Origin of the sequence: Pseudomonas savastanoi, from assembly GCF_020917325.1 — a bacterium.
Taxonomy (GTDB): Bacteria; Pseudomonadota; Gammaproteobacteria; order Pseudomonadales; family Pseudomonadaceae; genus Aquipseudomonas; species Aquipseudomonas amygdali.
The window spans coordinates 5,278,237-5,303,119 of record NZ_CP076652.1; the positions used below are offsets into that span (position 1 = coordinate 5,278,237).

At 54.7% G+C, this 24,883-nt stretch carries 35 protein-coding genes; all 35 read right to left on the reverse strand.

Annotated elements, in window-relative coordinates; genetic code table 11:
- Positions 1-32: 32 nt before the first annotated feature.
- Positions 33-497: a bacterioferritin gene (bfr, locus tag KP808_RS22475; RefSeq protein ID WP_002555461.1), complete on the reverse strand. Its 465-nt coding sequence runs from the start codon at positions 495-497 to the stop codon at positions 33-35.
- A gap of 154 nt (positions 498-651) precedes the next feature.
- Positions 652-2,097: a catalase gene (locus tag KP808_RS22480; protein WP_219170344.1), complete on the reverse strand. Its 1,446-nt coding sequence runs from the start codon at positions 2,095-2,097 to the stop codon at positions 652-654.
- A 167-nt stretch (positions 2,098-2,264) separates the two neighbouring features.
- Entirely contained in the window at positions 2,265-2,651 is a 387-nt protein-coding gene (rplQ, locus tag KP808_RS22485; protein ID WP_002555463.1) for a 50S ribosomal protein L17, read from the reverse strand.
- 41 nt (positions 2,652-2,692) lie between these two features.
- Positions 2,693-3,694: a DNA-directed RNA polymerase subunit alpha gene (locus KP808_RS22490; RefSeq protein WP_002555464.1), complete on the reverse strand. Its 1,002-nt coding sequence runs from the start codon at positions 3,692-3,694 to the stop codon at positions 2,693-2,695.
- A 22-nt stretch (positions 3,695-3,716) separates the two neighbouring features.
- Positions 3,717-4,337 carry a 30S ribosomal protein S4 gene (gene rpsD, locus KP808_RS22495; protein ID WP_002555465.1) on the reverse strand — a complete coding sequence of 207 codons (621 nt, stop codon included), beginning with the start codon at positions 4,335-4,337 and terminating at the stop codon, positions 3,717-3,719.
- Positions 4,338-4,355: 18 nt separating this feature from the next.
- Positions 4,356-4,745: a 30S ribosomal protein S11 gene (gene rpsK, locus KP808_RS22500; protein WP_002555466.1), complete on the reverse strand. Its 390-nt coding sequence runs from the start codon at positions 4,743-4,745 to the stop codon at positions 4,356-4,358.
- A 30-nt stretch (positions 4,746-4,775) separates the two neighbouring features.
- Complete coding sequence (gene rpsM / locus KP808_RS22505; RefSeq protein ID WP_002555467.1) at positions 4,776-5,132, reverse strand: 30S ribosomal protein S13; 357 nt, start codon at positions 5,130-5,132, stop codon at positions 4,776-4,778.
- A 130-nt stretch (positions 5,133-5,262) separates the two neighbouring features.
- A complete protein-coding gene (gene rpmJ, locus KP808_RS22510) occupies positions 5,263-5,379 on the reverse strand; it encodes a 50S ribosomal protein L36 (protein ID WP_002555468.1) in 117 nt (38 codons plus the stop codon).
- Between the two features lie 28 nt (positions 5,380-5,407).
- Positions 5,408-6,742 (reverse strand): preprotein translocase subunit SecY, encoded by a 1,335-nt coding sequence (gene secY / locus KP808_RS22515; RefSeq protein ID WP_002555469.1) that lies wholly within the window; start codon positions 6,740-6,742, stop codon positions 5,408-5,410.
- Positions 6,743-7,177 (reverse strand): 50S ribosomal protein L15, encoded by a 435-nt coding sequence (rplO, locus tag KP808_RS22520; protein ID WP_002555470.1) that lies wholly within the window; start codon positions 7,175-7,177, stop codon positions 6,743-6,745.
- A 3-nt stretch (positions 7,178-7,180) separates the two neighbouring features.
- Positions 7,181-7,357 (reverse strand): 50S ribosomal protein L30, encoded by a 177-nt coding sequence (gene rpmD, locus KP808_RS22525; RefSeq protein WP_002555471.1) that lies wholly within the window; start codon positions 7,355-7,357, stop codon positions 7,181-7,183.
- Positions 7,358-7,359: 2 nt separating this feature from the next.
- The gene (gene rpsE, locus KP808_RS22530; RefSeq protein WP_003317099.1) at positions 7,360-7,860 is read right to left on the reverse strand and encodes a 30S ribosomal protein S5; all 501 of its coding nucleotides are present in this window, start codon (positions 7,858-7,860) and stop codon (positions 7,360-7,362) included.
- Between the two features lie 3 nt (positions 7,861-7,863).
- Entirely contained in the window at positions 7,864-8,214 is a 351-nt protein-coding gene (gene rplR, locus KP808_RS22535; RefSeq protein ID WP_002555473.1) for a 50S ribosomal protein L18, read from the reverse strand.
- 10 nt (positions 8,215-8,224) lie between these two features.
- Positions 8,225-8,758, reverse strand: coding sequence for a 50S ribosomal protein L6 (rplF, locus tag KP808_RS22540; RefSeq protein ID WP_002555474.1), 534 nt, complete (start codon positions 8,756-8,758; stop codon positions 8,225-8,227).
- Positions 8,759-8,770: 12 nt separating this feature from the next.
- Entirely contained in the window at positions 8,771-9,163 is a 393-nt protein-coding gene (rpsH, locus tag KP808_RS22545; protein WP_058402689.1) for a 30S ribosomal protein S8, read from the reverse strand.
- 214 nt (positions 9,164-9,377) lie between these two features.
- Positions 9,378-9,683 carry a 30S ribosomal protein S14 gene (rpsN, locus tag KP808_RS22550; RefSeq protein WP_002555476.1) on the reverse strand — a complete coding sequence of 102 codons (306 nt, stop codon included), beginning with the start codon at positions 9,681-9,683 and terminating at the stop codon, positions 9,378-9,380.
- Positions 9,684-9,696: 13 nt separating this feature from the next.
- Positions 9,697-10,236 (reverse strand): 50S ribosomal protein L5, encoded by a 540-nt coding sequence (gene rplE / locus KP808_RS22555; RefSeq protein WP_002555477.1) that lies wholly within the window; start codon positions 10,234-10,236, stop codon positions 9,697-9,699.
- Positions 10,237-10,256: 20 nt separating this feature from the next.
- A complete protein-coding gene (gene rplX, locus KP808_RS22560; protein WP_002555478.1) occupies positions 10,257-10,571 on the reverse strand; it encodes a 50S ribosomal protein L24 in 315 nt (104 codons plus the stop codon).
- Positions 10,572-10,582: 11 nt separating this feature from the next.
- Positions 10,583-10,951 carry a 50S ribosomal protein L14 gene (gene rplN / locus KP808_RS22565; RefSeq protein ID WP_002555479.1) on the reverse strand — a complete coding sequence of 123 codons (369 nt, stop codon included), beginning with the start codon at positions 10,949-10,951 and terminating at the stop codon, positions 10,583-10,585.
- Positions 10,952-10,974: 23 nt separating this feature from the next.
- Positions 10,975-11,241, reverse strand: a complete 267-nt coding sequence (rpsQ, locus tag KP808_RS22570; protein WP_002555480.1) for a 30S ribosomal protein S17 — start codon at positions 11,239-11,241, stop codon at positions 10,975-10,977.
- 2 nt (positions 11,242-11,243) lie between these two features.
- A complete protein-coding gene (gene rpmC / locus KP808_RS22575; RefSeq protein ID WP_002555481.1) occupies positions 11,244-11,435 on the reverse strand; it encodes a 50S ribosomal protein L29 in 192 nt (63 codons plus the stop codon).
- A complete protein-coding gene (rplP, locus tag KP808_RS22580; RefSeq protein ID WP_002555482.1) occupies positions 11,435-11,848 on the reverse strand; it encodes a 50S ribosomal protein L16 in 414 nt (137 codons plus the stop codon). The genes rpmC and rplP overlap by 1 nt, the downstream gene beginning before the upstream one ends.
- A gap of 12 nt (positions 11,849-11,860) precedes the next feature.
- The gene (gene rpsC, locus KP808_RS22585; protein WP_003176422.1) at positions 11,861-12,547 is read right to left on the reverse strand and encodes a 30S ribosomal protein S3; all 687 of its coding nucleotides are present in this window, start codon (positions 12,545-12,547) and stop codon (positions 11,861-11,863) included.
- A gap of 13 nt (positions 12,548-12,560) precedes the next feature.
- Complete coding sequence (gene rplV / locus KP808_RS22590; protein ID WP_002555485.1) at positions 12,561-12,893, reverse strand: 50S ribosomal protein L22; 333 nt, start codon at positions 12,891-12,893, stop codon at positions 12,561-12,563.
- Between the two features lie 13 nt (positions 12,894-12,906).
- Complete coding sequence (rpsS, locus tag KP808_RS22595) at positions 12,907-13,182, reverse strand: 30S ribosomal protein S19 (protein ID WP_002555486.1); 276 nt, start codon at positions 13,180-13,182, stop codon at positions 12,907-12,909.
- Positions 13,183-13,198: 16 nt separating this feature from the next.
- Entirely contained in the window at positions 13,199-14,023 is an 825-nt protein-coding gene (rplB, locus tag KP808_RS22600; RefSeq protein WP_003317104.1) for a 50S ribosomal protein L2, read from the reverse strand.
- A gap of 14 nt (positions 14,024-14,037) precedes the next feature.
- On the reverse strand, positions 14,038-14,337 hold the full coding sequence (gene rplW, locus KP808_RS22605; protein ID WP_002555488.1) for a 50S ribosomal protein L23: 300 nt from the start codon (positions 14,335-14,337) through the stop codon (positions 14,038-14,040).
- Positions 14,334-14,936: a 50S ribosomal protein L4 gene (gene rplD, locus KP808_RS22610; RefSeq protein ID WP_002555489.1), complete on the reverse strand. Its 603-nt coding sequence runs from the start codon at positions 14,934-14,936 to the stop codon at positions 14,334-14,336. The genes rplW and rplD overlap by 4 nt, the downstream gene beginning before the upstream one ends.
- Before the next feature lie 12 nt (positions 14,937-14,948).
- Entirely contained in the window at positions 14,949-15,584 is a 636-nt protein-coding gene (gene rplC / locus KP808_RS22615; protein ID WP_002555490.1) for a 50S ribosomal protein L3, read from the reverse strand.
- A gap of 81 nt (positions 15,585-15,665) precedes the next feature.
- The gene (gene rpsJ, locus KP808_RS22620; protein ID WP_002555491.1) at positions 15,666-15,977 is read right to left on the reverse strand and encodes a 30S ribosomal protein S10; all 312 of its coding nucleotides are present in this window, start codon (positions 15,975-15,977) and stop codon (positions 15,666-15,668) included.
- Positions 15,978-16,118: 141 nt separating this feature from the next.
- Positions 16,119-17,312 carry an elongation factor Tu gene (tuf, locus tag KP808_RS22625; RefSeq protein ID WP_003369027.1) on the reverse strand — a complete coding sequence of 398 codons (1,194 nt, stop codon included), beginning with the start codon at positions 17,310-17,312 and terminating at the stop codon, positions 16,119-16,121.
- Between the two features lie 31 nt (positions 17,313-17,343).
- Positions 17,344-19,449 carry an elongation factor G gene (gene fusA / locus KP808_RS22630; RefSeq protein WP_004666356.1) on the reverse strand — a complete coding sequence of 702 codons (2,106 nt, stop codon included), beginning with the start codon at positions 19,447-19,449 and terminating at the stop codon, positions 17,344-17,346.
- Between the two features lie 30 nt (positions 19,450-19,479).
- Complete coding sequence (gene rpsG / locus KP808_RS22635) at positions 19,480-19,950, reverse strand: 30S ribosomal protein S7 (RefSeq protein ID WP_002555493.1); 471 nt, start codon at positions 19,948-19,950, stop codon at positions 19,480-19,482.
- A gap of 122 nt (positions 19,951-20,072) precedes the next feature.
- Positions 20,073-20,444, reverse strand: a complete 372-nt coding sequence (gene rpsL, locus KP808_RS22640) for a 30S ribosomal protein S12 (protein WP_002555494.1) — start codon at positions 20,442-20,444, stop codon at positions 20,073-20,075.
- A 198-nt stretch (positions 20,445-20,642) separates the two neighbouring features.
- Positions 20,643-24,842: a DNA-directed RNA polymerase subunit beta' gene (gene rpoC, locus KP808_RS22645; protein WP_002555495.1), complete on the reverse strand. Its 4,200-nt coding sequence runs from the start codon at positions 24,840-24,842 to the stop codon at positions 20,643-20,645.
- Positions 24,843-24,883: the final 41 nt, after the last annotated feature.

The window sequence follows — 24,883 nt, forward strand, 5'->3', positions numbered from 1 at the left end:
CAAGTGCAGGAGCTTTTTTTATGGGTGCCGAATCAGAACTGCGATTGCAGGTAGTTCTGCAGGCCGATGGACTTGATCAAGCCCATTTGCTGTTCAAGCCAATAAGTGTGGTCTTCTTCCGTATCAGCCAATTGCACACGCAGGATTTCACGGGTCACGTAGTCACCGTGCAGCTCACAGAGCTCAATCCCCTTGCACAGCGCAGCACGAACCTTGTATTCCAGACGCAGATCGCTGGCGAGCATCTCAGGCACTGTGGTGCCGACGTCCAGATCATCCGGACGCATGCGTGGCGTGCCTTCAAGCATCAGGATACGGCGCATCAGCGCATCAGCGTGTTGCGCCTCTTCTTCCATCTCGTGGTTGATACGCTCATAGAGCTTCGAAAAGCCCCAGTCTTCGTACATGCGAGAGTGAACGAAATATTGGTCACGAGCTGCCAGTTCGCCCGTGAGCAACGTGTTGAGATAATCGATTACTTCGGGGTGGCCTTGCATCGCACCAGACTCCTGCTTCAAAGCCGATAGTTTGAACCAAGCGCCGCGCGAGGTCACTGAGAAAAACGCAATAAACCGACGAAAAGTGGCGAAACTACGCCGTTAAGAAGCGAAAAACCGCCCAAATGAGGGCGGTTCTGTTTCTCACTTCGACTCAGCCCAGTTTTATACCCAGAGCGCTGGCAATGCCTTCCCCGTAGGCAGGGTCAGCCTTGTAGAAATGCTGCAACTGACGCTGCACGATGTCACTGGAAACACCCCCCATCGCGCCGGCAATGTTACTGATCAGCAGCGCTTTTTGATCAGCGCTCATCAGGTTGAACAACTTGCCCGCCTGACTGTAGTAATCGCCATCCACACGATGATCATGACGACCTGCGACACCGCTCAAAGCCAGCGCAGGTTCTGCATAGCGTGGATCTTCTTTCGGTGCATCCGAATAGCTGTTTGGCTCATAGTTCGGAGCCGCCCCGCCATTGGTACCGAAGGCCATCGACCCGTCGCGCTGGTAGCTATGCACTGGGTTCCTCGGTGCATTGATCGGCAATTGCTGGTGATTGGTACCTACGCGATAACGATGTGCATCAGCGTACGCAAACACGCGTCCTTGTAACATGCGGTCCGGTGACAAACCAACACCGGGCACCATGTTGCTGGGACCAAACGCTGCTTGCTCAACCTCGGCAAAGTAGTTGAGCGGGTTACGGTTCAGCTCCAGTTCACCGACTTCAATCAGCGGATATTCTTTCTGCGACCAGGTCTTGGTCACATCGAACGGGTTCTCGTGGTGGTTCGCAGCCTGGGCTTCGCTCATCAGTTGAATGCAAACCTGCCACTTGGGGAAGTCGCCCCTCTCTATGGCAGTGAACAGATCGCGCTGGGCGTAATCGGGATCAGTACCCGCAATGCGCGAGGCCTCGGCTGGCGTGAGGTTCTTGATGCCCTGCAGGGTCTTGTAGTGCCACTTCACCCAATGACGCTCACCTGCAGCGCTGATCAGGCTGTACGTATGGCTACCAAAACCGTGCATGTGACGATAGCCGTCCGGGATGCCTCGATCCGAGAACAGGATAGTGATCTGGTGCAGCGCCTCAGGCGAGTGCGACCAGAAATCCCACATCATTTGCGGACTTTTCAGGTTGGTTTGCGGAAGACGTTTCTGGGTGTGGATGAAGTCAGGAAATTTCAGCGGGTCACGGATAAAGAACACTGGCGTGTTGTTACCCACGATGTCCCAGTTACCTTCCTCGGTATAAAACTTGATTGCAAAGCCACGCGGGTCACGTTCGGTATCAGCCGAACCACGCTCACCACCTACAGTGGAGAAACGCAGAAAAATCGGGGTCTGCTTGCCGATCGTATCGAACAGCTTGGCGCTGCTGTATCGGCTGATATCACGGGTAACGGTGAACGTGCCATGAGCACCCGATCCTTTGGCGTGTACACGACGCTCCGGGATATTCTCGCGGTTGAAATGAGCAAGCTTTTCGATCAGGTGGAAATCGTCGAGCAGTAAAGGACCACGCGGGCCTGCCGAGCGGGAATTCTGGTTGTCGGCGACTGGGGCACCGCTGGCAGTCGTAAGGGTCTTCTGGCTCATGTAAGTCTTCCTCTGGCGTGTATAGCCGGTTAATTGGCTTGAGAGGAAGTATTGTGGAAAACTATTGCAGCGTCGAATTCATTAAACCATGACTATCGATAGGTTTTCTTAATCCCAGACAACAAAAAACCGGGCGCAAGGCCCGGTCTCTTGTTCAAACTGATGTCTTATTCAGCGGCTTCTACAGAGCCACCGACAGGACGATCAACCAACTCGACGTACGCCATTGGCGCGTTGTCGCCAGCGCGGAAACCGCACTTGAGGATACGCAGGTAGCCGCCCTGACGGGTTGCATAGCGCTTGCCCAGATCGTTGAACAGCTTGCCGACGATTTCTTTCGAACGAGTACGGTCGAAAGCCAGACGACGGTTAGCAACGCTGTCTTCCTTGGCCAGGGTGATCAGCGGCTCGGCAACGCGACGCAGTTCCTTGGCTTTCGGCAGGGTAGTTTTGATCAGCTCGTGCTCGAACAGCGACACCGCCATGTTTTGAAACATGGCTTTGCGGTGAGAGCTGGTACGGCTCAGGTGACGTCCACTTTTACGATGACGCATGGTTTATTCCTTACCAAACTCGCGTTCGGTGATTACGACGATCAGGCCGTAGCCTTGTCGTCCTTCTTAAGACTTGCCGGCGGCCAGTTGTCGAGGCGCATGCCGAGGGAGAGACCACGAGAAGCCAGAACGTCCTTGATCTCGGTCAAGGATTTCTTGCCCAGGTTCGGAGTCTTCAACAGCTCTACTTCGGTGCGCTGAATCAGATCGCCGATGTAATAGATGTTCTCCGCCTTAAGGCAGTTGGCCGAACGCACGGTCAGTTCCAAATCGTCAACCGGACGAAGCAGGATCGGATCGATCTCGTCTTCCTGTTCGATTACCACTGGTTCGCTGTCGCCTTTGAGGTCCACGAACGCAGCCAACTGCTGTTGCAGGATGGTTGCAGCGCGACGGATAGCCTCTTCAGGGTCCAGAGTACCGTTGGTTTCCAGATCAATAACCAGCTTGTCCAGGTTAGTACGCTGCTCGACACGGGCGTTTTCCACCACGTATGCGATACGGCGAACCGGGCTGAACGAAGAGTCAAGCTGCAAGCGACCAATGCTGCGGCTTTCGTCTTCATCGCTTTGACGCGAGTCTGCCGGCTCATAACCACGACCACGAGCTACGGTGAGCTTCATGTTCAAGACGCCGTTAGACGCCAGGTTAGCGATTACGTGATCGGGGTTAACGATCTCGACATCATGATCCAGCTGAATATCGGCAGCGGTAACCACCCCCGAACCCTTCTTCGACAAGGTCAGCGTAACTTCGTCTCGACCGTGCAGCTTGATAGCCAGACCTTTAAGGTTCAACAGGATTTCAATGACGTCTTCCTGTACACCTTCGATGGCGCTGTACTCATGGAGTACACCGTCAATCTCGGCCTCGACTACTGCACAGCCGGGCATGGAGGACAACAAAATGCGGCGAAGCGCGTTGCCCAGGGTATGGCCGAAACCACGCTCGAGAGGCTCGAGAGTGATCTTGGCGCGGGTTGGACTGACAACCTGCACATCAATATGGCGGGGTGTCAGGAACTCATTTACCGAAATCTGCATGGATGCACCTATTTTCTAGCCCTTACTTGGAGTAGAGCTCGACAATCAGGCTTTCGTTGATGTCGGCGGATAGATCACTGCGAGCTGGAACGTTCTTGAAAACGCCCGATTTCTTCTCAGTGTCTACTTCTACCCATTCTACGCGGCCACGTTGGGCACACAGATCGAGAGCCTGGACAATACGCAGCTGATTCTTAGCTTTTTCGCGGATAGCAACAACGTCGCCAGCACGAACCTGATAAGAAGGAACGTTAACGGTTTTGCCGTTTACGCTGACCGACTTGTGCGAAACCAATTGACGGGATTCGGCACGCGTCGAGCCGAAGCCCATGCGGTATACAACGTTGTCCAGACGGCATTCGAGCAGTTGCAGCAGGTTCTCGCCTGTTGCACCTTTCTTGCCGGCGGCTTCTTTGTAGTAGCCGCTGAACTGACGCTCGAGAACGCCGTAGATACGACGGACTTTTTGCTTTTCACGCAGCTGAGTACCGTAATCGGACTGGCGACCGCGGCGTTGGCCGTGGATACCTGGAGCTGCTTCGATGTTGCACTTGGATTCGATAGCGCGAACGCCGCTCTTCAGAAAGAGATCGGTGCCTTCACGACGAGCAAGTTTGCATTTTGGACCAATGTAACGAGCCATTTCTTACAGTCTCCTGGATTACACGCGGCGCTTCTTCGGCGGACGGCACCCGTTGTGCGGGATTGGCGTCACGTCGGTGATGCTGGCGATCTTATAGCCACAGCCGTTCAATGCACGGACAGCGGATTCACGACCTGGGCCTGGACCCTTGACATTGACGTCGAGGTTCTTCAGACCGTACTCCAGCGCAGCTTGACCAGCACGTTCAGCAGCTACCTGAGCAGCGAACGGAGTGGACTTGCGCGAACCACGGAAACCCGAACCGCCGGAGGTAGCCCACGAAAGAGCGTTACCTTGACGATCGGTAATGGTGACGATTGTGTTGTTAAACGACGCGTGGATGTGGGCGATGCCATCAACCACTGTCTTTTTAACTTTTTTACGAGGACGAGCAGCAGGTTTTGCCATGACTAAATTCCTGTCGTTGCGCTGGTGCGATTACTTGCGGATCGGCTTACGCGGACCTTTGCGAGTACGCGCGTTGGTCTTGGTACGCTGACCGCGTACTGGAAGACCACGACGATGACGCAGACCGCGGTAGCAGCCCAGGTCCATCAAGCGCTTGATTTTCATGTTGATTTCGCGACGCAGGTCACCTTCAGTGGTGAACTTCGCCACTTCGCCACGCAGCTGTTCAATCTGCTCGTCGCTCAGATCTTTGATTTTCACCGCCGGGTTTACACCGGTGGTTGCACAAATTTTCTGTGCAGTGGTGCGACCAACACCATAGATGTAGGTCAGCGAGATAACAGTATGCTTGTTATCTGGAATGTTAACGCCTGCAATACGGGCCATTCAGTGGGACTCCAATTGACAGCTACCTACGCCCCGGAAGCCAAGAAATAGGGCGCGAGATAATATCGCTGTAGTAACAAATAATCAACCCAGCAGCGCACTAGCTGCTGGGCTTAAGCACAAATCACAATCAGCCTTGGCGCTGCTTATGACGTGGTTCCGCGCTGCAAATTACTCGAACCACACCTTCGCGGCGAATAATCTTGCAGTTACGGCACAGCTTTTTCACCGATGCACGAACTTTCATCACCAACTCCTCGAACCTTAGGGGTGCTTCAGCGCAGCATACCGCCGCTGCCACCGTAGCCCTTCAGGTTGGCTTTCTTCATCAGGGATTCATACTGGTGCGAAACGAGGTGAGATTGCACTTGCGACATAAAGTCCATCACAACCACGACCACGATCAGCAACGAGGTCCCGCCAAGGTAGAACGGTACGTTTGCCGCAACCACCAGAAACTGGGGAAGCAGGCACACGGCCGTCATATATAGAGCACCGAACATGGTCAAGCGAGTCAAAACGCCATCAATATAGCGCGCCGACTGCTCGCCTGGACGAATACCCGGAATAAAGGCACCGGACTTCTTCAGGTTTTCCGCTACGTCTTTCGGATTGAACATCAACGCCGTATAGAAGAAGCAGAAGAAAATAATCCCTGCACTAAACAGCAGAATATTCAACGGCTGACCAGGAGCGATCGACTGCGAGATGTCCTGCAACCAGCCCAGACCTTCAGACTGACCAAACCAGGAACCCAACGAAGCCGGAAACAGCAAAATGCTGCTCGCGAAGATGGCTGGAATAACGCCAGCCATGTTCACTTTCAGCGGCAAGTGGCTTGTCTGTGCAGCGAAGACCTTGCGGCCCTGCTGACGCTTGGCGTAGTGAACAGCAATACGACGCTGACCACGCTCAATAAACACCACGAAACCGATGATCGCTACCGCCAGCAAACCGATAGCAACCAGAGCGAAGATGTTGATATCACCCTGACGCGCAGACTCGAAAGACTGCCCAATTGCTCTCGGAAGACCAGCGACGATACCTGCGAAGATCAACATCGAGATACCGTTGCCGACACCGCGCTCGGTAATCTGCTCGCCCAGCCACATCATGAACATCGCACCTGCCACGAAGGTAGTTACGGCCACAAAGTGGAAACCCAGGTCCCCAGAAAACGCGACGCCCTGACTCGCCAGGCCAACGGACATGCCGATAGCTTGAACAAGAGCCAGGACAACAGTGCCATAGCGGGTGTACTGGCTTATCTTGCGACGGCCAGCTTCACCTTCCTTCTTCAACTGCTCCAGTTGCGGGCTGACGGCGGTCATCAGCTGCATGATGATCGATGCCGAAATGTACGGCATGATCCCCAATGCAAAGATGCTCATCCGTTCCAGCGCGCCACCGGAAAACATGTTGAACAAGCTAAGAATGGTCCCCTCATTCTGTCGAAACAGTTCTGCGAGTCGGTCAGGGTTAATACCTGGAACCGGGATGTGTGCGCCTATTCGGTAGACGATAATCGCCAGGAACAGAAAACGCAGACGAGCCCAGAGTTCAGACATACCGCCTTTGCCGAGCGCAGAGAGAGCACCTTGCTTAGCCATTTATTCCTCGAACTTGCCGCCAGCTGCTTCGATAGCCGCACGCGCACCTTTGGTGGCGGCGATACCCTTGATAGTGACAGCGCGAGTAACTTCGCCCGACAGCATGATTTTCACACGCTGAACGTTCTGGTTAATCACGTTGGCATCTTTCAGGGACTGCACAGTTACGATGTCGCCTTCCACTTTAGCCAGCTCGGACAGACGCACTTCTGCGCGGTCCATGGCTTTCAGGGAAACGAAACCGAATTTTGGCAGGCGACGATGCAGCGGCTGTTGGCCGCCCTCAAAGCCCGGAGCAATAGTGCCACCGGAGCGGGAGCTTTGACCTTTGTGGCCACGGCCACCGGTCTTGCCCAAACCGCTACCGATACCACGGCCCGGACGATGCTTTTCGCGACGGGAACCCGGCGCTGGACTCAGATCATTGAGTTTCATCGATTAACCCTCGACTCGCAGCATGTAGTAAGCCTTGTTGATCATCCCGCGATTTTCGGGAGTATCCAGGACTTCTACAGTGTGACCGATGCGACGCAGACCCAAACCCTTAATGCACAATCTGTGATTAGGGATGCGGCCGGTCATGCTTTTGATCAGCGTTACTTTAACGGTAGCCATGATCAGATGATCTCCTCAACACGCTTGCCACGTTTGGCAGCGATCGACTCAGGAGACTGCATGCCCTTCAAACCCTTGAAAGTGGCGTGAACCACGTTTACCGGGTTAGTCGAACCGTAGCACTTGGCCAATACGTTCTGGACACCAGCAACTTCCAGCACTGCGCGCATAGCGCCGCCAGCGATGATACCGGTACCTTCAGAAGCAGGCTGCATGTACACCTTCGAGGCGCCATGAGCAGACTTCATTGCGTACTGCAGGGTAGTGCCGTTCAGATCAACCTGAATCATGTTGCGACGAGCAGCTTCCATCGCCTTCTGGATAGCAGCAGGCACTTCACGTGACTTGCCACGGCCGAAGCCAACGCGCCCTTTACCATCACCCACTACGGTCAACGCAGTGAAAGTGAAGATACGGCCGCCTTTTACGGTTTTGGCCACGCGGTTAACTTGAACCAGCTTCTCGATGTAGCCTTCGTCGCGTTTTTGGTCGTGATTTGACATAACTTAGAACTCCAGCCCGCCTTCACGAGCAGCATCAGCCAGCGCTTTGACACGGCCGTGGTACTTGAAGCCAGAACGGTCGAAAGCGACTTGCGATACACCCGCGGCTTTCGCGCGCTCGGCGACCAGCTTGCCAACCTTAGTGGCCGCGTCGATGTTGCCAGTGGCGCCATCACGCAGTTCTTTGTCCAAAGTCGAGGCGCTTGCCAGGACTTTGCTGCCGTCGGCCGAGATGACCTGGGCATAAATGTGCTGCGAAGAGCGGTGCACGCAGAGACGCACGACTTCTAGCTCGTGCATTTTCAGGCGTGCTTTGCGAGCGCGACGCAGTCGGGTAACTTTTTTGACGGTCATTTGCTATGCCCTACTTCTTCTTGGCTTCTTTACGGCGGACGACTTCGTCTGCGTAACGCACACCTTTGCCTTTGTAAGGCTCAGGACGGCGGAAGTCGCGGATCTCAGCGGCCACTTGACCAACCAACTGCTTATCGATACCGCGAATCAGGATATCGGTCTGGCTGGGGGTCTCAGCGGTGATGCCATTCGGCAATTCGTAGTCCACTGGGTGCGAGAAGCCAAGTGCAAGGTTCAGTACCGTGCCTTTTGCTTGCGCCTTGTAACCAACACCGACCAGCTGGAGCTTGCGCTCGAAGCCTTGGCTCACGCCTTGGACCATGTTGTTTACCAGTGCACGAGTGGTGCCTGCCATTGCGCGGGTTTGTTGATCGCCATTGCGAGCAGCGAAACGCAGCTCACCAGCTTCTTCAACAATCTCAACGGACGAATGGATGTTCAGTTCTAGAGTGCCCTTGGCACCCTTCACCGAAAGCAGCTGGCCGACGAGTTTGACTTCGACGCCGGATGGCAGCTTAACGGGGTTCTTAGCGACGCGTGACATGCTTATCCCCCCTTAGAACACAGTGCAAAGCACTTCGCCACCGACACCGGCAGCGCGCGCAGCACGATCCGTCATCACACCTTTACTGGTGGAGACGATAGACACACCAAGACCGCCACGAACTTTCGGCAGATCATCGGAGGACTTGTACTGACGCAAGCCTGGGCGGCTGACGCGCTTAACCTCTTCGATGACCGGACGGCCTTCGAAGTACTTAAGCTCGATGGACAGCAAGGATTTAACTTCGCTGCTGATCTGATAACCCGCAATGTAGCCTTCGTCCTTCAGGACTTTTGCTACAGCAACCTTCAACGTGGAAGATGGCATGCTTACGACGGGCTTTTCAGCCATCTGGGCATTACGGATACGAGTTAGCATGTCCGCTAACGGGTCCTGCATACTCATGGGCTAGACGCTCCTAAAACAAAATAATTAGCCTTGCGGCTACAGCTTGATCGCAGAGAACTTCCGGGCAAGTAAAAACACGGGCTCAGGCGAGCCGGCAATTCTAGTCCTACGCCGGAAATGAATCAAGCCCCAAAAGGGGCTTGATTCAAATTCAGGCGCCATCCCGACCGGTGACTTGCGTAGCCGGCGGGAGGACGCGAGAGGTGTCGCCTTACCAGCTGGCTTTAACCAGACCTGGAACGTCGCCACGCATAGCTGCTTCACGCAGCTTGTTACGGCCAAGGCCGAACTTGCGGTAAACGCCGTGCGGACGACCAGTGATGCGGCAACGGTTACGCATGCGCGCAGCGCTTGCGTCACGTGGTTGCTTCTGCAGGGCTACGGTCGCTTCCCAACGTGCTTCTGGACTTGCGTTCAGATCAACGATGATAGCTTTCAGCTCTGCACGCTTCTTGGCGTACTTGGCAACGGTGAGCTGACGCTTCAGCTCACGGTTTTTCATGCTCTTCTTGGCCATCTTCCTACTCCAATCAGTTGCGGAACGGGAATTTGAAAGCACGCAGCAATGCGCGGCCTTCATCATCGTTCTTGGCAGTGGTGGTCAGGGTAATGTCCAGACCGCGGAGAGCATCGATCTTGTCGTAGTCGATTTCCGGGAAAATGATCTGCTCTTTTACGCCCATGCTGTAGTTACCACGACCATCGAAGGACTTGGCATTCAGGCCGCGGAAGTCGCGAACCCGAGGCAGGGAGATCGACAGCAGACGATCCAGGAATTCATACATACGATCGCGGCGCAGAGTCACTTTGACGCCGATCGGCCAACCTTCGCGGACTTTAAAGCCAGCGATGGATTTCCGAGCGTAAGTCACAACGACTTTTTGACCGGTGATCTTTTCCAGGTCAGCAACAGCGTGCTCGATGACTTTTTTGTCGCCGATCGCTTCGCCCAGACCCATGTTCAGGGTGATTTTGGTAACGCGCGGAACTTCCATCACGTTCGAAAGCTTAAGTTCTTCCTTAAGTTTCGGAGCGATTTCCTTCCGGTAAATCTCTTTTAGTCGTGCCATGGTCTTCTACCTAGCAGTGTTCAAGCATCAACCGCTTTTTGGGTCGACTTGAAGACACGAATTTTCTTGCCGTCTTCAACTTTGAAACCAACGCGGTCAGCCTTGTTGGTTGCGCCGTTGAAAATGGCGACGTTGGAAGCGTGCAGTGGCGCTTCTTTCTCGACGATACCGCCCTGTACGCCCGACATCGGGTTTGGCTTGGTATGACGCTTCACCAGGTTGATCCCACCAACGACCAGACGGTCGTCAGCGAGAACCTTGAGCACCTTACCGCGCTTACCTTTGTCTTTGCCGGCGATCACGATGATCTCGTCGTCACGACGAATCTTTTGCATGTCGGATCTCCTTAAAGCACTTCAGGGGCGAGCGAGACGATCTTCATGAACTTCTCAGTACGAAGTTCACGGGTCACTGGCCCAAAGATACGGGTACCGATCGGCTCTTGCTTGTTGTTCAACAGAACAGCAGCGTTGCCGTCAAAGCGGATGATGGAGCCGTCTGCACGACGAACACCGTGGCGAGTGCGGACTACAACTGCAGTCATCACCTGGCCTTTTTTCACCTTACCGCGCGGAATTGCTTCCTTGACGGTCACTTTGATGATGTCACCGATACCAGCGTAACGACGATGGGAGCCACCCAGCACCTTGATGCACATAACGCGGCGTGCGCCGCTGTTATCGGCCACATCGAGCATGGATTGAGTCTGAATCATATAATTTCTCCGACCCCTAGCCCTTAGACTTCCACAGCGCGTTCGAGGATATCAACCAACGCCCAAGACTTGGTCTTGGCTACCGGACGAGTTTCACGAATCGTGACCTTGTCGCCGATATGGCACTGGTTGGTTTCGTCGTGCGCGTGCAGCTTAGTCGAACGCTTAACGTATTTACCGTAGATCGGGTGCTTTACGCGACGCTCGATCAGAACGGTGATGGTCTTGTCCATCTTGTCGCTGACAACACGGCCAGTCAGCGTACGGACAGTTTTTTCGGCTTCAGCCATGATTACTTACCTGCCTGCTGGTTGAGCACAGTTTTCACGCGAGCGATGTCACGCTTAACTTGCGAGAGCAGATGAGACTGCCCCAACTGGCCAGTTGCTTTCTGCATACGCAGATTGAACTGGTCGCGCAGCAGGCCGAGCAGTTGCTCGTTCAGCTGCTGTGCTGATTTTTCACGAAGTTCATTCGCTTTCATCACATCACCGTCCGCTTAACAAAGGAGGTGGCGAGCGGCAGCTTTGCAGCAGCCAGGGCGAAAGCCTCACGCGCCAGCTCTTCAGTAACACCCTCGATTTCATACAGGACTTTGCCTGGCTGAATCTGGGCAACCCAGTACTCCACGTTACCCTTACCTTTACCCATCCGAACTTCGAGTGGCTTTTTGGTTACAGGCTTGTCCGGGAACACACGGATCCAGATCTTGCCGCCACGTTTAACGTGACGGGTCAGAGCACGACGCGCTGACTCGATCTGACGAGCGGTGAGACGACCACGAGCAACAGACTTCAGCGCGAACTCGCCGAAGCTGACTTTGCTACCGCGCAGTGCCAGACCACGGTTGTGGCCGGTCATCTGCTTGCGGAACTTCGTACGCTTTGGTTGCAACATTTGGCGTACCCCTTACTTAGCAGCTTTTTTACGAGGCGCTGGTGCTTGTGGTTTCAGTTCTTCTTGGCGACCACCAATTACTTCGCCTTTGAAGATCCAAACCTTTACACCGATCACACCGTAAGTGGTGTGAGCTTCGTAGTTGGCATAGTCGATGTCGGCACGCAGGGTGTGCAGTGGCACACGACCTTCGCGATACCATTCAGTACGTGCGATTTCAGCACCGCCGAGACGACCGCTCACTTGGATTTTGATGCCTTTGGCACCAATGCGCATGGCGTTCTGAACAGCGCGCTTCATAGCGCGACGGAACATTACGCGACGCTCCAGCTGCTGAGCTACGCTCTGCGCAACCAGCATACCGTCGAGCTCCGGCTTACGGATCTCTTCGATATTGATGTGCACAGGCACACCCATTTGCTTGGTCAGGTCCTGACGCAGTTTCTCAACATCTTCACCTTTCTTCCCGATAACGATACCTGGACGAGCGGTGTGGATGGTGATACGTGCTGTCTGAGCCGGACGATGGATATCGATACGGCTGACGGACGCGCTTTTTAATTTGTCTTGGAGGTACTCACGCACTTTCAGATCAGCGAACAAATAGTCCGCATAAGTCCGACCGTCTGCGTACCAGACGGAGGTGTGCTCCTTGACGATTCCCAGGCGAATGCCAATGGGATGTACTTTCTGACCCATCTCTTCGACTCCGTTACTTGTCAGCAACCTTGACAGTGATATGGCAAGACCGCTTGACGATGCGATCAGCACGGCCTTTAGCACGTGGCATGATGCGCTTCAGCGAACGCCCTTCGTTGACGAAAACGGTGGAGACCTTGAGGTCATCAACGTCTGCGCCTTCGTTATGCTCGGCGTTGGCTACAGCCGACTCCAGCACTTTCTTCAGGATCTCGGCGGCTTTCTTACTGCTGAAAGCCAACAGGTTGAGCGCTTCGCCCACCTTCTTCCCGCGGATCTGGTCGGCGACCAAGCGGGCTTTCTGGGCGGAGATTCGAGCGCCCGACAACTTAGCGGCTACTTCCATCGTTCCTTACCCCTTAACGCTTGGCTTTCTTGTCTGCCACGTGCCCACGATATGTGCGGGTACCGGCAAACTCGCCTAGTTTATGGCCGACCATGTCTTCGTTCACGAGAACTGGGACATGTTGACGACCGTTATGCACTGCAATGGTCAGACCGACCATTTGTGGCAGGATCATCGAACGACGCGACCAGGTTTTAACTGGTTTGCGATCGTTCTTTTCCGCCGCCACTTCGATCTTCTTCAGTAGGTGAAGATCAATAAAAGGACCTTTTTTCAGAGAACGTGGCACTGTCGTATCCCTCTATTTACTTGCGACGACGGACGATCATTTTGTCGGTACGCTTATTACCACGAGTCTTCGCGCCCTTAGTCGGGAAGCCCCACGGCGATACCGGATGACGACCACCAGAGGTACGACCTTCACCACCACCATGTGGGTGGTCAACCGGGTTCATGGCAACACCACGAACGGTTGGGCGAACGCCACGCCAGCGTTTGGCACCCGCTTTACCCAGCGAACGAAGGCTGTGCTCGGAGTTCGAGACTTCGCCCAGCGTTGCACGGCACTCAGACAGTACTTTACGCATTTCACCGGAGCGAAGACGCAGGGTAACGTACACACCTTCACGAGCGATCAGCTGTGCCGAGGCACCAGCGGAACGAGCGATTTGTGCGCCTTTACCTGGCTTCAGTTCGATGCCGTGTACGGTGCTACCAACTGGAATGTTGCGCAGTTGAAGAGCGTTGCCCGGCTTGATTGGTGCCAGAGCACCTGCAATCAGCTGGTCGCCAGCACTCACGCCTTTAGGGGCGATGATGTAGCGGCGCTCGCCGTCTGCGTAAAGCAGCAGAGCAATGTGAGCAGTACGGTTTGGATCGTATTCGATACGCTCGACGGTGGCAGCGATGCCATCCTTGTCGTTGCGACGGAAGTCGACCAGACGATAATGCTGCTTATGGCCACCACCGATATGACGGGTGGTAATACGACCATTGTTGTTACGACCACCAGACTTCGATTTTTTCTCGAGCAGCGGTGCGTGAGGAGCGCCTTTATGCAGCTCCTGGTTGACCACCTTGACCACAAAACGGCGGCCAGGGGAAGTCGGTTTGCATTTAACGATTGCCATGATGCACCCCTTCCTTACTCAGCACTGCTGCTGAAATCGAGATCTTGGCCTGGCTGAAGGGAGATAACTGCCTTCTTCCAGTCATTACGCTTGCCCAGACCGCGAGCAGTGCGCTTGCTCTTACCCAGAACATTCAGGGTAGTAACACGCTCTACTTTCACGCTGAACAGGCTTTCGACGGCCTTCTTGATTTCCAGCTTGGTTGCGTCAGTAGCAACCTTGAAAACGAACTGACCTTTTTTGTCTGCAAGAACCGTAGCCTTCTCGGAAACGTGCGGGCCAAGCAGAACTTTAAATACGCGTTCCTGGTTCATCCCAGCAGCTCCTCGAATTTCTTCACGGCCGACACAGTGATCAACACTTTGTCGTATGCGATCAGACTAACTGGATCGGAACCTTGAACGTCACGTACATCAACGTGCGGCAGGTTACGAGCAGCCAGGTACAGATTCTGGTCAACAGCGTCAGACACGATCAGGACGTCAGTCAGGCCCATGCCAGTCAGCTTGTTCAGCAAATCTTTGGTTTTCGGTGCTTCAACAGCGAAGTCCTGAACCACGACCAAACGATCAGTACGAACCAGTTCAGCAAGGATGGAGCGCAGAGCAGCGCGATACATCTTCTTGTTGAGCTTCTGAGTGTGATCCTGAGGACGAGCTGCGAAAGTGGTACCGCCGCCACGCCAGATTGGGCTACGGATAGTACCGGCACGAGCACGGCCAGTACCTTTCTGACGCCAAGGGCGCTTACCGCCACCACGAACGTCGGAACGGGTCTTTTGCTGCTTGCTACCCTGACGACCGCCAGCCATGTAGGCCACGACTGCCTGGTGAACCAGCGTCTCGTTGAATTCGCCGCCAAATGTCAGTTCGGAAACTTCGATTGCCTGAGCGTCATTTACATTTAATTGCATGTCAGCTTCCCCTTAACCGCGAGCCTTGGCTGCCGGACGTACAACCAGGTTGCCGCCAGTAGCGCCAGGAACAGCACCCTTGACCAACAACAGATTGCGTTCAGCGTCCACGCGCACTACTTCCAGGGACTGCACGGTCACGCGCTCAGCGCCCATATGACCGGACATTTTTTTGCCCTTGAATACACGACCAGGAGTCTGGCACTGGCCGATAGAGCCTGGGACGCGGTGGGAGACGGAGTTACCGTGGGTATTGTCTTGACCACGGAAATTCCAACGCTTGATCGTACCCTGGAAGCCTTTACCCTTGGACTGACCGGTTACATCAACCAGTTGACCAGCGGCGAAGATTTCAGCGTTGATCTGATCGCCAGCCTGGTAGTCGCCTTCTTCAAGACGGAATTCCATGACAGTACGACCGGCAGCAACGTTCGCCTTGGCGAAGTGGCCAGCCTGAGCGGCTGTAACACGCGAAGCGCGACGCTCGCCGACAGTGACTTGCACTGCACGATAGCCATCGGTTTCTTCGGTTTTGAACTGAGTGACGCGATTCGGCTCGATCTCAATGACCGTGACCGGAATGGAGACACCTTCTTCGGTGAAAATACGGGTCATACCGCATTTACGACCGACTACACCAATAGTCATGTTGTAAACCTCATGAGTGTACGGGGCTTTCACCCGCTATGGCCGCCCATTTCAGAGCGTTACACGACTAAGACCCAAGTCTTAGCCGAGGCTGATCTGAACTTCCACACCGGCCGCAAGATCAAGCTTCATAAGCGCATCAACGGTTTTTTCCGTTGGCTGAACAATGTCCAGAACACGCTTGTGAGTACGGATCTCATACTGGTCGCGCGCGTCTTTGTTGACGTGCGGAGAAACCAGAACGGTGAACCGCTCTTTACGAGTCGGCAGTGGAATCGGACCACGCACCTGTGCACCAGTACGTTTCGCGGTTTCCACGATTTCCTGGGTTGATTGGTCGATCAGGCGATGGTCAAAAGCCTTCAACCTGATACGGATTTGCTGGTTTTGCATTGGATTCAGACTCCAGATTGCTGTTCCCACCGAGCGCAATACGCCCGTTAAAAGGAGGCGCAATTCTATAGACGACCTCACTAGGTGTCAACCCAATAAAAAAGCCCCCGCGTTGCGGGGGCTCTTTTTGGGAATCAACGCTTACGCGATGATTTTGGCCACGACGCCAGCGCCGACGGTACGACCGCCTTCACGGATTGCGAAACGCAGACCATCTTCCATTGCGATTGGCTTGATCAGGGTAACGGAAACTTTAACGTTATCACCTGGCATAACCATTTCTACGCCTTCCGGCAGTTCGCAGCTACCAGTTACGTCGGTAGTACGGAAGTAGAACTGTGGACGGTAGCCCTTGAAGAACGGAGTGTGACGACCGCCTTCTTCTTTGCTCAGAACGTAGATTTCAGCTTCGAACTGAGTGTGCGGCTTGACGGTACCTGGCTTGACCAGAACCTGACCACGCTCAACGTCGTCACGCTTGGTACCACGCAGCAGAACGCCGCAGTTCTCGCCAGCACGACCTTCGTCGAGCAACTTACGGAACATTTCAACACCGGTGCAGGTGGTGACGGTAGTGTCACGCAGACCAACGATTTCCAGTGGATCCTGAACCTTGACGATACCGCGCTCAATACGACCAGTCACAACAGTACCGCGACCGGAGATCGAGAACACGTCTTCGATTGGCATCAGGAACGGCTTGTCGGTCAGACGAACTGGTTCTGGAATGTAGGAGTCCAGTGTTTCAACCAGTTTACGAACGGCAGTGGTGCCCATTTCGTTGTCATCTTTACCTTCCAGAGCCATACGAGCAGAACCGATGATGATCGGAGTGTCGTCGCCTGGGAAGTCGTAAGTGCTCAGCAGATCGCGCACTTCCATCTCAACCAGTTCCAGCAGCTCAGCGTCGTCTACCAGGTCGGCCTTGTTCAGGAAAACCACGATGTACGGAACGCCAACCTGACGGGACAGCAGGATGTGCTCACGGGTTTGTGGCATCGGACCATCAGCGGCCGAACAAACCAGAATAGCGCCGTCCATCTGGGCAGCACCGGTGATCATGTTCTTCACGTAGTCAGCGTGACCTGGGCAGTCAACGTGAGCGTAGTGACGGATCAACGATTTGTATTCGACGTGCGCGGTATTGATGGTAATACCACGAGCTTTCTCTTCAGGTGCGCTGTCGATCTTGTCGAATTCAACAGCAGCCGAACCGAAAACTTCGGAGCAGACGCGAGTCAGAGCAGCGGTCAGCGTGGTTTTACCGTGGTCAACGTGACCAATGGTGCCAACGTTGACGTGCGGGAGGGAACGATCAAATTTTTCTTTAGCCACGACAAATAACTCCTAGCCTAAAGGCGCTGAATCAGCCTTGTTTTTTGGTTACAGTTTCGACGATGTGCGACGGAGCTGTATTGTATTTTTTGAATTCCATAGAGTAGCTTGCGCGACCCTGAGACATGGAGCGAACGTCGGTCGCATAACCGAACATCTCACCCAACGGAACCTCGGCACGAATTACTTTGCCGGAAACCGTATCTTCCATACCCAAGATCATGCCGCGACGGCGGTTAAGGTCGCCCATCACGTCACCCATATAGTCTTCAGGCGTAACAACCTCTACCGCCATGATCGGCTCAAGCAACTCACCACCGCCCTTCTGGGCCAGTTGCTTGGTCGCCATGGAAGCAGCCACCTTAAACGCCATCTCGTTCGAGTCGACGTCATGGTAGGAACCATCAAACACGGTAGCCTTCAGGCCGATCAGCGGATAGCCGGCAACAACGCCGTTCTTCATCTGCTCTTCGATACCCTTCTGGATAGCCGGGATGTATTCCTTGGGAACAACACCACCTACCACTTCATTTACGAATTGCAGACCTTCCTGACCTTCGTCAGCAGGTGCAAAACGGATCCAGCAGTGACCGAACTGGCCACGACCGCCGGATTGACGAACGAACTTGCCTTCGATTTCACAATTCTTCGTGATGCGCTCACGATAGGAAACCTGAGGCTTGCCGATGTTGGCTTCGACGTTGAACTCACGGCGCATCCGGTCAACCAGGATGTCCAGGTGCAGCTCGCCCATGCCAGAGATGATCGTTTGACCAGTCTCTTCATCAGTCTTGACGCGGAAAGAAGGGTCTTCCTGAGCAAGTTTGCCCAGAGCGATACCCATTTTTTCCTGGTCATCCTTGGTTTTTGGCTCAACGGCAACCGAAATAACCGGCTCCGGGAAGTCCATGCGAACCAGGATGATTGGCTTGTCAGCGTTGCACAAGGTCTCACCAGTGGTGACGTCCTTCATGCCGATCAAGGCCGCGATGTCACCAGCGCGAACTTCCTTGATTTCTTCGCGGGCGTTTGCGTGCATTTGCACCATACGACCCACACGCTCTTTCTTGCCTTTCACCGAGTTGATCACGCCGTCGCCGGATGCCAACACGCCCGAGTAAACGCGGACGAAAGTCAAGGTACCCACGAATGGGTCGGTAGCGATCTTGAACGCCAAAGCCGAGAACGGCTCGTTGTCGTCTGCATGACGCTCCATCAGGACTTCTTCGTTATCAGGATCGGAACCCTTGATAGCTGGAATGTCGGTCGGAGCCGGCAGGTAGTCGATCACGGCGTCGAGAACCAAGGGAACGCCCTTGTTCTTGAAGGAAGAACCGCAAACAGCAAGAACGATCTCACCAGCGATAGTACGCTGACGCAGAGCGGCCTTGATTTCCTCGTTGGTGAGCTCTTCACCTTCGAGGTATTTGTTCATCAGCTCTTCGCTGGCTTCGGCAGCAGCCTCAACCATGTTGCTGCGCCACTCATCAGCCAGTTCCTGCAGCTCGGCAGGGATAGGCTCACGACGTGGAACCATACCCTTGTCGGCATCGTTCCAGTAAACAGCTTCCATGGACATCAGATCGATCTGACCCTGGAAGTTGTCTTCGGCACCAATGGCCAACTGGATCGGTACCGGGGTGTGACCCAGGCGCTGCTTGATCTGAGCGATTACGCGCAGAAAGTTTGCACCAGCACGGTCCATCTTGTTCACGTAAACGATACGTGGAACACCGTACTTGTTGGCCTGACGCCATACGGTTTCGGACTGCGGCTCTACGCCGGAAGTGCCACAGAACACAACGACCGCGCCATCGAGTACACGCAGGGAACGCTCAACTTCAATGGTGAAGTCAACGTGGCCCGGGGTGTCAATAACGTTGAAACGGTATTGGTCTTTGTGTTGCTTCTCGGAACCCTGCCAGAAGGCAGTAATAGCAGCAGAAGTAATGGTAATACCACGCTCCTGCTCCTGAACCATCCAGTCCGTGGTCGCGGCGCCGTCATGCACCTCGCCCATTTTGTGGCTTTTGCCGGTGTAAAAAAGGACGCGCTCGGTGGTGGTGGTTTTACCAGCATCCACGTGAGCAACGATACCAATGTTACGGTAGCGGCCAATCGGAGTAGTACGAGCCATAAAGCCCTCGCAAAATTAGTGACGCTGAAATTAGAAGCGGTAGTGCGAGAAAGCCTTGTTGGCCTCAGCCATACGGTGCACGTCTTCACGCTTCTTGACCGCAGCACCTTTACCTTCGGCGGCGTCCAGCAGTTCGCCAGCCAAACGCAGCGCCATTGACTTCTCACCGCGCTTGCGCGCGAAGTCTACCAGCCAACGCATTGCCAGAGCATTACGACGGGACGGACGAACTTCGACAGGAACCTGGTAAGTGGCACCGCCTACACGGCGCGACTTTACTTCGACCAGCGGAGCGATGGCGTCGAGAGCTTTCTCGAAGATTTCCAGGGGGTCGCTGTTCTTGCGTTCTTTAACCTTTTCCAGCGCGCCATAAACGATACGCTCGGCAACGGCTTTCTTGCCGCTTTCCATAACGTGGTTCATGAACTTGGCCAGGATCTGGCTGCCGTATTTTGGATCGTCAAGCACTTCGCGCTTGGCTGCTACGCGTCTTCTTGGCATGGATAAGCCCTCAAACGGTCTTCAGGTTAGCTCGGGACCACCATCCTGCAAGGGATGCGCCCGACCTTACTCTTATCGACTCAGAAAAATAGAAATCTGCAATTTCACACAGAAGCCAAAAACTACTTAGGCTTCTTAGTACCGTATTTCGAGCGACCCTGGTTACGGCCTTTAACGCCGGAAGTATCCAGAGAACCACGAACGGTGTGATAACGAACACCTGGCAAGTCTTTTACACGACCGCCACGGATCAGTACCACGCTGTGCTCTTGCAGGTTGTGACCTTCACCACCGATGTACGAGGAAACCTCGAAACCGTTGGTCAGGCGCACACGGCAGACTTTACGCAATGCCGAGTTAGGTTTTTTCGGCGTGGTGGTATACACACGAGTGCACACACCGCGACGTTGCGGGCAGTTCTGCAGCGCAGGCACGTCGGATTTCTCGACGATACGCTTACGCGGCTGACGTACCAGCTGGTTGATAGTTGCCATCTACTAGCTCCACTGTTGTCTTGCGACGCTATTGTCTTACAAGAAAAGCAAATGACAGGGCACAAGCCCCGCCAAATTTAGGGGTACAAGAGTCTAAAGAGGATCCCGCCCCCAGTCAAGACAAAGCCCCGACATCCTCAAGAGGCAAACGACACGAAAACGTGCTGTCTGCCAGATGAAAATGCCGAGGCTTTAGTCTCAATTACCGCTGGAGTTCAACGCTTCAGTCAGAGCGGCTTCTACTTCGCTCGCGCTGACACGGGTCGGTTTGTCCATTTCACGGCGACGCTTACGCTCGCTGTGATAAGCCAGACCGGTACCGGCCGGGATCAGACGACCCACAACCACGTTTTCCTTCAGGCCGCGCAAGTAATCGCGCTTGCCAGTCACAGCCGCCTCGGTCAGTACGCGGGTTGTCTCCTGGAAGGAGGCCGCGGAGATGAACGACTCGGTGGACAGCGATGCCTTGGTGATACCCAGCAACACGCGAGTGAACTTGGAGACAAACTTGTCTTCCGTGCTCAAACGCTCGTTTTCTACCAGTACGTGAGTCAATTCCATCTGGTCGCCCTTGATGAAACTGGAATCGCCAGACTCGGCAATTTCAACTTTGCGCAGCATCTGACGCAGAATCGTCTCGATGTGCTTGTCGTTGATCTTCACGCCTTGCAGACGGTATACGTCCTGAATCTCGTTAACGATGTACTTGGCCAGCGCACTCACACCCAACAGACGCAGGATGTCGTGTGGATCGCTAGGACCGTCGGAGATAACTTCGCCGCGGTTCACTTGCTCGCCTTCGAAGACGTTCAGGTGACGCCACTTCGGAATCAGCTCTTCGTACGGATCGCTACCGTCGTTCGGGGTAATGACCAGACGGCGCTTGCCTTTGGTTTCTTTACCGAATGCGATGGTACCGCTGACTTCTGCAAGGATCGACGCCTCTTTCGGACGACGGGCTTCGAACAGGTCGGCAACACGCGGCAGACCACCGGTGATGTCACGAGTCTTCGAAGTTTCCTGCGGAATACGAGCGATAACATCACCGATCGCGATCTGCGCACCGTCAGCCACACCGACCAGGGCGTTGGCTGGCAGGAAGTACTGAGCAGGTACGTCAGTACCTGGCAACAGCAGATCCTTGCCATCCAGACCAACCATCTTCACAGCAGGACGGATGTCCTTGCCGGCAGCCGGACGGTCTTTGGCATCAAGCACTTCAATGTTGGTCATACCGGTCAATTCGTCTGTCTGACGCTTGATCGTGATGCCTTCTTCCATGCCGACGTAGGTAACAGTACCTTTCATCTCGGTGACGATTGGGTGAGTGTGCGGATCCCACTTGGCCACGATAGAGCCAGCGTCGACCTTGTCGCCTTCCTTCACCGAAATCACTGCACCGTATGGCAGTTTGTAACGCTCACGCTCGCGACCGAAGTCATCAGCGATGGCCAGCTCACCGGAGCGGGATACCGCAACCAGGTGACCGTCAACACGCTCAACGTGCTTCAGGTTGTGAAGACGGACAGTACCGCCATTCTTCACCTGAACGCTGTCGGCTGCCGAGGTCCGGCTTGCCGCACCACCAATGTGGAACGTACGCATTGTCAGCTGGGTACCCGGCTCACCGATCGACTGTGCAGCGATTACGCCGACAGCTTCACCGATGTTGACCTGGTGACCGCGAGCCAGGTCGCGACCGTAGCACTTGGCACAGATGCCGTAGCGCGTTTCACAGCTGATTGGCGAGCGAACGATCACTTCGTCGATGCTGTTCAGCTCGATGAACTCGACCCACTTCTCGTCTACCAGCGTGCCAGCAGGAACGATGACGTCCTCTGTACCCGGCTTGAACACGTCACGGGCGATAACTCGACCCAGTACGCGCTCACCCAGCGGCTCTACAACGTCACCGCCTTCAATGTGCGGAGTCATCAGCAGACCGTGCTCGGTACCGCAATCCACCTCGGTAACCACCAGATCCTGAGCAACGTCTACCAGACGGCGAGTCAGATAACCGGAGTTAGCGGTTTTCAGTGCGGTATCCGCAAGACCCTTACGAGCACCGTGAGTGGAGATGAAGTACTGAAGTACGCTCAAACCTTCACGGAAGTTCGCAGTGATCGGCGTTTCGATGATGGAGCCGTCAGGCTTGGCCATCAGACCACGCATACCTGCCAGCTGGCGAATCTGGGCAGCAGAACCACGCGCACCGGAGTCAGCCATCATGTACATCGAGTTGAAGGATTCCTGGTCAACTTCGACGCCATGACGATCGATGACCTTCTCTTTCGAGAGGTTCGACATCATTGCCTTGGACACTTCGTCGTTGGCCTTGGACCAGAGGTCGATCACCTTGTTGTACTTCTCGCCCTGGGTTACCAGGCCGGAGGCGTACTGACTTTCGATCTCTTTAACTTCTTCGGTGGCCGCGTCGATGATGCGAGCTTTTTCATCCGGGATAACGAAGTCGTTAACGCCGATGGAAACACCCGAAATGGTCGAGTAGGCAAAACCGGTGTACATCAACTGGTCAGCGAAGATCACGGTCTCTTTCAAACCAACCACGCGATAGCACTGGTTGATCAGCTTGGAGATCGCCTTCTTCTTCATAGGCTGGTTGACGACGTCGTACGACAGGCCGGCCGGAACCACCTGGAACAGCAACGCACGGCCAACAGTGGTGTCGACGATACGGGTGTTCTTGACGCTGCCACCATCACGGTCGTTGACCGTTTCGTGGATACGAACCTTGACCTTGGCATGCAGAGCCGCCTCGCCGGCGCGGAATACGCGGTCGACTTCCTGCAGATCCGCAAACACACGACCTTCGCCCTTGGCGTTGATCGCTTCACGAGTCATGTAATACAGACCCAGTACAACGTCCTGCGAAGGAACGATGATTGGCTCACCGTTGGCTGGCGACAGGATGTTGTTGGTCGACATCATCAGTGCACGCGCTTCGAGCTGAGCTTCCAGCGTCAGAGGTACGTGAACGGCCATCTGGTCGCCGTCGAAGTCAGCGTTGTACGCAGCACAGACCAGCGGGTGCAGCTGAATAGCCTTACCTTCGATCAATACTGGTTCAAACGCCTGGATGCCCAGACGGTGAAGAGTTGGCGCACGGTTCAGAAGCACTGGGTGTTCGCGAATGACTTCAGCAAGAACGTCCCAGACCTCTGGCAGCTCGCGCTCGACCATCTTCTTGGCAGCCTTGATGGTCGTGGCCAGGCCACGCATTTCCAGCTTGCCGAAGATGAACGGCTTGAACAGCTCGAGAGCCATTTTTTTCGGCAGACCGCACTGATGCAGACGCAGGGTCGGACCTACGGTAATTACCGAACGGCCCGAGTAGTCAACGCGCTTACCGAGCAAGTTCTGACGGAAACGACCTTGCTTACCCTTGATCATGTCAGCCAGGGACTTCAGAGGACGCTTGTTCGAACCTGTGATCGCACGACCGCGACGACCGTTGTCGAGCAATGCATCGACCGCTTCCTGCAGCATGCGCTTTTCGTTACGCACGATGATGTCGGGAGCAGACAGATCCAGCAGACGCTTCAGACGGTTGTTACGGTTGATCACTCGACGATACAGATCGTTGAGGTCGGACGTCGCGAAACGGCCCCCGTCAAGCGGAACCAGAGGACGCAGATCTGGCGGCAGAACCGGCAGAACGGTCAGCACCATCCATTCAGGAAGGTTGCCGGAACCCTGGAAGGCTTCCATCAGCTTCAGACGCTTGGACAGCTTCTTGATTTTGGTCTCGGAATTGGTTTGCGGAATCTCTTCGCGCAGACGGCCAATTTCGTGCTCCAGATCAATAGCGTGCAGCAGTTCACGAACAGCCTCGGCACCCATGCGGGCGTCGAAGTCGTCACCGAACTCTTCGAGGGCTTCGAAGTACTGCTCGTCGTTCAGCAGCTGACCTTTTTCAAGGGTAGTCATGCCTGGATCGATAACGACATAGCTCTCAAAGTAGAGAACGCGTTCAATATCACGCAGGGTCATGTCCATCAGCAAGCCGATACGGGACGGCAGCGATTTCAGGAACCAGATGTGAGCAACCGGCGAAGCCAGCTCGATGTGAGCCATACGCTCGCGACGAACCTTGGCCAGTGCTACTTCAACACCGCATTTTTCGCAGATGACACCGCGGTGCTTCAGGCGCTTGTACTTACCGCACAGGCACTCGTAATCTTTTACCGGGCCAAAGATCTTGGCGCAGAACAGACCGTCACGCTCAGGCTTGAACGTACGGTAGTTGATGGTTTCCGGCTTTTTAACTTCACCGAACGACCAAGAGCGGATCATCTCAGGCGATGCAAGTCCGATACGGATTGCGTCGAACTCTTCGACTTGACCCTGGTTTTTCAGCAAATTCAGTAGGTCTTTCAAGGCTTTTCCTCCTGGCGGAGCAGGGAGCAGGCAATACCGCC